The organism is Streptomyces sp. NPDC096012, assembly GCF_040426375.1.
Classification (GTDB): Bacteria; Actinomycetota; Actinomycetes; order Streptomycetales; family Streptomycetaceae; genus Streptomyces.
Window position 1 is genome coordinate 137782 of sequence record NZ_JBEOTD010000019.1, and the last position, 6812, is coordinate 144593.

Here is a 6812-nt window from a genome sequence, read left to right on the forward strand (position 1 = left end):
GACGGACCCGCACCCGCACCCGGCCCCGGCTCTCAGTACTCTTCGCCCCGCCGCCGCTCCCGCTCCGCGCGCCGTCCCCGCTGCAACTCGTGCCGGTACTCCCTGCGCTCCAGCCTCTCCCGGCGGCGCTCCTCCTTCAGCCGCTGCCGCTCCACCCGGGTGGCCTTGCGCTCGACCCCGACCCCGCCCCAGAACGCGAAACCGCCGATGACCACCCGCGGGGCGCCCGGCTCGGGCGGTCCGTCGTCCCGGGGGTGCTCGAAGGCACCCATCACACCGATGCCGCGTACGACGACCTCGACACCCGGCGGCACCACGACCTGCAACCCACCCAGGATCGCCACACAGTTGATCGTGACCTCACGGCCGGCGAAGTTCGCCTCCCGCAGATCGATCTCGCCGCCGCCCAGGAAGGCGAAGCAGCTGAACCGCCGGGGCATCGTCCAGCGGCCCCTGCGCTCGAACCCCGACAGGATCGCGATCGCGCCGGACGAGGACCCCTCGCCGTCGACGATCCGCTCCGCCCAACCGCCGCTGCCCGCAGCCCCCTTGACGAAGGAGACGGGAGCCGGCGGCACGGCGCCGGAGGCCGGCAGATCGCGGGTGAGCGGCGCCAGCTCGCCGTACGTGCGCGCCTTGTACGTCGCCTCCAGCCGCTCCTCGAACTCCTCCATGTCCAGCCGGCCCTCGGCCACGGCGTCCCGCAGGACTTCGGCCACCCGTTCGCGGTCGGCGTCGGACGCCCGGAGATCCGGGACTGCGTCGTCGGTCATGGCGGCAGCCTACGAGACCGCCTTCTCCGCGTACATCTTGGCGATGACGGCCTCGATGTCCGGCTCCCGCACCGACAGGTCCACCAGCGGATAGCGGGCCGCCAGATGCGCGACGAGCGGCGCCGCCGACTGCCCCGCCGGGAACGCCAGCCACTGCCGCGGCCCCTCCACCTTCACCACCCGCGCCGCCGGCACCTCCACCGGCTCCAGCTCCCGCTCCAGGTCCACCACCAGGGTCCGTTCGCTCTCCCCGGCCTCGTGCAGTCCCGCGAGCGGGCCGTCGTACATCAGCCGTCCGTGGTCGATCACCATCACCCGCGAGCACAACTGCTCGATGTCCTGAAGATCGTGCGTGGTCAGCAGGACGGTCGTGCGCCGCTCGGCGTTCAGCTCCCGCAGAAAGCCGCGCACCTTGGCCTTCGACACGACGTCCAGGCCGATCGTCGGCTCGTCCAGGTAGAGCACCTCCGGATCGTGCAGCAGCGCCGCCGCGATGTCCCCGCGCATCCGCTGCCCCAGCGACAGCTGCCGCACCGGCACGTCCAACAGGGGGCGCAGGTCCAGCAGTTCCACCAGCCGGTCCAGGTTCTCCCGGTAATGGGCGTCCGGAATGCGGTACATGCGGTGCGCCAGCCGGTACGAATCGATCAGCGGCAGGTCCCACCACAAGGTGGTCCGCTGCCCGAACACCACCCCGATCCGGTGCGCGAGCCGCCTGCGCTCCCGGGACGGATCGATCCCCGCCACCCGCACCCGCCCCGCGCTCGGCGTCAGGATGCCGGTCAGCATCTTGATCGTCGTCGACTTGCCCGCCCCGTTCGGCCCGATGTAGCCGACCATCTCCCCGCGCGGCACGCTGAACGACAGCGAGTCGACCGCCCGCACCGCACGCCGCTCCCGCTTGAGGAACCCCGTCTTCTTCCGCACCTCGAAGACCTTCTCGACACCCTCCAGCGCGATGAAGTCGCCGTCCGCCATCCGTCAGCTCCCTGTGCTCCGATACGAACGAAGTCCCGCCCGCCAGGCCAGCCCCGCCAGCGCGCAGCACGCCACCGCCACGAGCGGAGGCGCGAACGCCACCCACTCGGGCAGCCCCAGCGGATACGGCCGCCCCAGCACGTAGCTCGCGGGCAGCCAGTTGACGAAGGCCAGCGGCAGCACGAACGTCACCCCCCGCACCAGCTCCGTCCCGAACAACGACGGCGGATACTGCAGCAGCGTCGTACCGCCGTAGGTGAAGGCGTTCTGCACCTCCGACGCGTCCTGCGCCAGGAACTGGAAGGCCGCCCCCGCCACGAAGACCGCGCAGAAGATCCCGCAGCCGCTCACCACCATCACCGGCATCAGCAGCAGCTTCGGCGGCGTCCAGTCGACGTCGAGCCGGGCGACCGCCCAGCCCAGCACCAGCACGCCCTGCGTCACCCGGCCCAGCCGCCGGAGCGCGAACTGGTCCGCCGCCACCTGCGCCAGCACCGGCGCCGGACGCACCAGCAGCGTGTCCAGGGTGCCGTCCCGCACCCGCCGCCCGAGCCGCTCCATCGAGCCGATCACCAGGTCGGCCAGCCCGAACGCGGTACCGGACAGGCCGTAGAGAAAGGCCACCTCGGGCAGCGACCAGCCGCCGAGGGCGTCCACCCGGGAGAACATCAGCATGATCGCCACGAAGTCGAAGAAGGTCGCCGCGAAATTACCCAGCGTGCTGATCGCGAACGAGGTCCGGTACGCCATCGTGGACCGGATCCACATCGCGGCGATCATCCGGTACGCGCGCACGCCCTCCGCGGCCCGGCCGGGCTCACCCACCCTGGACCACCACCCGTCGCGTCGCCGCCGACTGCAGCAGCCGCCCGGCACCCAGCAGCACCACCGCCCACGCCCCCTGGAACAGGTACGTGCCGAGCGGATCCGCGTGCCCCAGCAGGATCTCGGCCGGCGCCTGCAGCAGCGAGGACCACGGCAGCGCCCGCACGACCTCGCCGAGCACCCCCGGGAAGACGTTCAGCGGAAGCAGCATGCCCGAGCAGAAATACCCGGCCAGCATCGAGATCTGCGACACACCCGTGCCGTCCAGCAGCCAGAAGGCGCTGAGCGCCAGCAGGAACCGGATACCGAAGCCGACGAGCATCGCCAGCAGCACGGCGACGCCGAAGGCGAGCCAGGTCCCCGCGTCCGTGGGCAGGTACACCGGGAAGCAGAGGGCGCCGAAGGCGAAGGGGACGAGGCCCCGCCCCAGCAACTGGAAGAACGCCCGCCCCAGGTCCGCCGCGAGCCACCACAGCTGCAGATCGGCGGGCCGGTACAGGTCGATCGCCACGTCCCCGGTACGAATGCGTTCCATCAACTCGGCCTCGACGCCCCCGCCGCCGATCGCGAGCGTCGACAGGAACGCCTGCCCGAGCCACACGTAGGTCACGACCTGCGGCTGGTCCCACCCGCCCAGGTGCGGCTTCTCATCCCACAGCGCGCGATAGGTGTAGACGAGGATCAGCCCGAAGACGGTGTTCGTGAACACCCCTGCCGCGGTGGCGGCCCGATACGTCGCGTACCGTCTGAATCCCCCTACCGCGACGGCCGCGTACAACCGTCCCGCGCCCACGACAGTCGACCTCCTGGAGACCGCTCGGCACCGAAGCGCAGGAGCCTAGTCCGGAGGCCCGGCGGCCGGCCACGCATTTTCCGTGACGGAAGCGTGCCGGAATCCGGGAACGGAACACCGGGTGCGAGAGTCTTCCATCAGGGGCGCAGAAGGCGTACGAGGCGTACGGGAAGCGTACGACGCGAAACAGGAGTCCGTGCACGACATGAGCGACGAGCCGCAGCCGCAGCAGCCGAAGGATGGCGTTGCGCCGGAAAAGCCGCTGCCGGCTGAAGGGCCCGGGACCCCGGGGGGCCGTGCGGAGAGGGCCGCCGAGAGGCACGAGGAGAAGGGCGAGGCCGAGGGGGGAGACCGGCGGGCGGCGACGGAACGGCCCGACGCCACGAACACCCGCGGGAGTGACCCGGGGGCCGCCCGCGAGGGTGACACCGAGGCCGCCCGGGAAGACGGCACCGGGGCCGCCCGGTCGGGAGAGCGTGCTGAGCCCGGCGACCGTGTCACCCCCTCGTCCCCGCAGGGCCGCCCGGCCCAGGACCGGACGACGTCCGCTTCCGCGTCCGGCGCGGTGACGGGTGGCAGGAACTCCGGTGCCGACGCCGGGCCTCCTGCCGGTGGGAAGCCGCAGGGGCCCGTCGGCTCCGGTTCGCCGCAGTCGGCCGAGAGCACCCAGGTCCTCCGGCGGATCACGCCGCAGTCGGGCCAGTCGGGCACCGGCTCCCAGGGGGCCGGTGAGAAGAACGCGCCGGAGACCACGCAGGTGCTCCGGCGCGTCAACGCACCCCGCGCCGGCGAGCCGGGTGGCCCCGCCACGTCCGCCGCCGGTGAGCCGGGTGGCCCCGCCACGTCCGCCTCGGCCGCGGAACCGAACGCCACCGGCGGTACGCCGAGGACGACCGCGCCCCGTCAGGGCGGCCCCCGCCGCACCGCCCAGGCGGCCGGCGCCGCCGGTGCTGGCGCTGTCGCCGGTGCTGCCGCTGCCGCCGGCGCGTCCCGTGCTGCCGGCGGAGCTTCGGCGTCCGCCGCCGGTGCCATGGGCGCCGCGGGCGGTATCGGCGCCGGGGGCCGCACCGGTGGTCCCGGGGCCGGAAGCCGTACCGGTGGTCACGGTCCCGAGGGCCGTACCGGTTCCGCACCCGGCGTCACGGTGCCCCGGCAGGGCTCTGAGCCGGCGGGGTCCCCGCAGGACGCGACCGCCGCTCTCGCCGCCGCCTCGAACGACCCGGCCGACCCCGCCCCCGCGGGCGGCGGAAAGGGCAAGAAGCCCAAGCGCCCCAAGCGCAGGGGCTGGCGCCGGCTCTTCCCCACCTGGCGCATGGTGCTCGGCACCTTCGTGCTCGGCATACTCCTGCTCATCGGCCTGTTCTTCCTCGGTTACTCGATGGTCAAGATCCCGCCGGCCAACGCCCTCGCGATGAAGCAGAACAACGTCTTCCTCTACGCCGACGGCTCCCAGCTCGCCCGCGACGGCGACATCAACCGCGAGAGCGTCGGCCTCGCCCAGATCTCGAAGGCCGCCCAGCACGCCGTCCTCGCCGCCGAGGACCGGGACTACTACACCGAGTCCGCCATCGACCCCAAGGCGATGCTGCGCGCCGGCTGGAACACGGCGACCGGCAAGGGCAAGCAGTCCGGCTCCACGATCACCCAGCAGTACGTGAAGAACTACTACCTGGCCCAGGAGCAGACGGTCACCCGCAAGGCCAGGGAGTTCTTCATCTCGATCAAGCTGGACCGGCAGGAGTCGAAGGACCACATCCTCGAGGGCTACCTCAACACCAGCTTCTTCGGCCGCAACGCCTACGGCATCCAGGCCGCCGCCCAGGCCTACTACGGCAAGGACGCCGCCGACCTGGACCCGGCCCGCGCCGCCTACCTGGCCGCGCTCGTCAACGCGCCCAGCGAGTACGACGTCGTCGCCCACCCCGAGAACAAGAAGGCGGCCCTCGCCCGCTGGAACTACGTCCTGGACGGCATGGTCACGAAGGGCTGGCTCTCCGAGTCCGAGCGCGCCGGCCTGAAGTTCCCCATGCCCAGGGAGCAGACGATCTCCACCGGCCTGTCCGGTCAGCGCGGCTATCTCGTCAATGCGGTCAAGCAGTACCTGACCCGCAACCACATCGTCGACAGCGACCAGCTGGAGGCGGGTGGCTACCGCATCACGACCACCATCCAGAAGAGCAGGCAGGACGCCTTCGTCAAGGCGGTCGACGACCAGCTGATCTCCAAGCTGGACAAGAAGAACCGCAAGGCCGACACCTACGTCCGGGCCGGCGGCGCCTCCGTCGACCCCAAGACCGGCAAGGTCGTCGCCATGTACGGCGGCATCGACTACGTGAAGCAGTACACCAACGGCGCCACCCGCGGTGACTACCAGGTCGGCTCCACGTTCAAGCCGTTCGTGTTCACCTCCGCGGTGGAGAACGGCTCGACCACCCAGGACGGCCGCACGATCACCCCGAACACCGTCTACGACGGCACCAACAAGCGGGTCGTGCAGGGCTGGAGCGGAGCGCCGTACAACCCGGAGAACGAGGACCAGCGCTCGTACGGTCCGATCACCGTCCGCAAGGCCACCGATCTGTCGGTGAACTCCGTCTACGCGCAGATGGCCGCCGACGTGGGCCCGGACAAGGTCAAGCAGACCGCCGTGGACCTGGGCATCCCCTCCGGCACCCCGGACCTCTACCCGTCCCCGTCCATCGCCCTCGGCACCGCCACCGCCAGTGTGCTGGACATGGCCGAGTCGTACGCCACGCTCGCCAACCACGGCAAGCACGGCACGTACACGATGATCGAGAAGATCGCCAAGGACGGCTCGGACCTGAAGCTGCCCGACGATCCGGCCAAGCAGGCCGTCAGCCGGGAGGCCGCCGACACCACCACGTCCATGCTGAAGAGCGTGGTCGACAACGGCACCGCCACGGCCGCCCGGGCCGCGGGCCGTCCGGCGGCCGGCAAGACCGGTACCGCCGAGAGCGACAAGGCCGCCTGGTTCGCGGGCTACACCCCCGACCTGGCCACGGTGGTGGCCGTCATGGGCCAGGACCCGGTGACGGCCGCGCAGAAGCCGCTGTACGGCGCCCTCGGCCAGGTCCGTATGAACGGTGGCGGCCCGCCCACCCAGATTTGGGCCCAGTACACGCGCGCGGCGCTGCAGGGCAAGCCGGTCAGCGACTTCGACCTGGAGCTGCAGCCGGGCGCCGACCGGGTCCAGGAGCCGCCCGCCACCGGCACGGCGACGCCCGGCACCGACGGCGGCCAGACCACCGGCGGTGCCACCGGCGGTGGCCAGGACGGCGGTACGACGCCGAGCCCGACCGACGGCGGCGCCACCGGGACCCCGGCCGACGGCGGTGCGGCCACCGACGGCGGCACCGGCACCGCCGACGGCGGCACCGCGACCGGCGGCACTGCGACCGGCGGCACCGCGGCCGGCGGTGCCG

At 72.2% G+C, this 6812-nt stretch carries 5 protein-coding genes; 1 reads left to right on the forward strand and 4 read right to left on the reverse strand.

Annotation, left to right across the window (positions count from 1 at the left end; all coding sequences use genetic code 11):
* Positions 1 to 32: 32 nt before the first annotated feature.
* Genes ABVB68_RS20010 through ABVB68_RS20025 form a run of 4 tightly spaced genes read right to left on the reverse strand, consistent with a single transcriptional unit; the run spans position 33 to position 3369 of the window.
* Positions 33 to 773: a DUF1707 SHOCT-like domain-containing protein gene (locus ABVB68_RS20010; protein ID WP_353602430.1), complete on the reverse strand. Its 741-nt coding sequence runs from the start codon at positions 771 to 773 to the stop codon at positions 33 to 35.
* 9 nt (positions 774 to 782) lie between these two features.
* Positions 783 to 1751, reverse strand: coding sequence for an ABC transporter ATP-binding protein (locus ABVB68_RS20015; protein ID WP_353602431.1), 969 nt, complete (start codon positions 1749 to 1751; stop codon positions 783 to 785).
* Between the two features lie 3 nt (positions 1752 to 1754).
* A complete protein-coding gene (locus ABVB68_RS20020) occupies positions 1755 to 2531 on the reverse strand; it encodes an ABC transporter permease (RefSeq protein ID WP_503006200.1) in 777 nt (258 codons plus the stop codon).
* Between the two features lie 37 nt (positions 2532 to 2568).
* A complete protein-coding gene (locus ABVB68_RS20025; protein ID WP_353602433.1) occupies positions 2569 to 3369 on the reverse strand; it encodes an ABC transporter permease in 801 nt (266 codons plus the stop codon).
* A gap of 1030 nt (positions 3370 to 4399) precedes the next feature.
* Between ABVB68_RS20025 and ABVB68_RS20030 the strand changes: the two genes are divergently transcribed.
* The coding region (locus ABVB68_RS20030) for a transglycosylase domain-containing protein (RefSeq protein WP_353602441.1) at positions 4400 to 6812 on the forward strand (2413 nt) is incomplete at its 3' end.

What these genes read in the sequence shown, in the direction of transcription:
- ABVB68_RS20020 (WP_503006200.1), bottom strand. Translation starts at nt 2,531, where the DNA reads ATGATCGCCGCGATGTGGATCCGGTCCACGATGGCGTACCGGACCTCG.
- ABVB68_RS20015 (WP_353602431.1), bottom strand. Translation starts at nt 1,751, where the DNA reads ATGGCGGACGGCGACTTCATCGCGCTGGAGGGTGTCGAGAAGGTCTTC.
- ABVB68_RS20010 (WP_353602430.1), bottom strand. Translation starts at nt 773, where the DNA reads ATGACCGACGACGCAGTCCCGGATCTCCGGGCGTCCGACGCCGACCGC.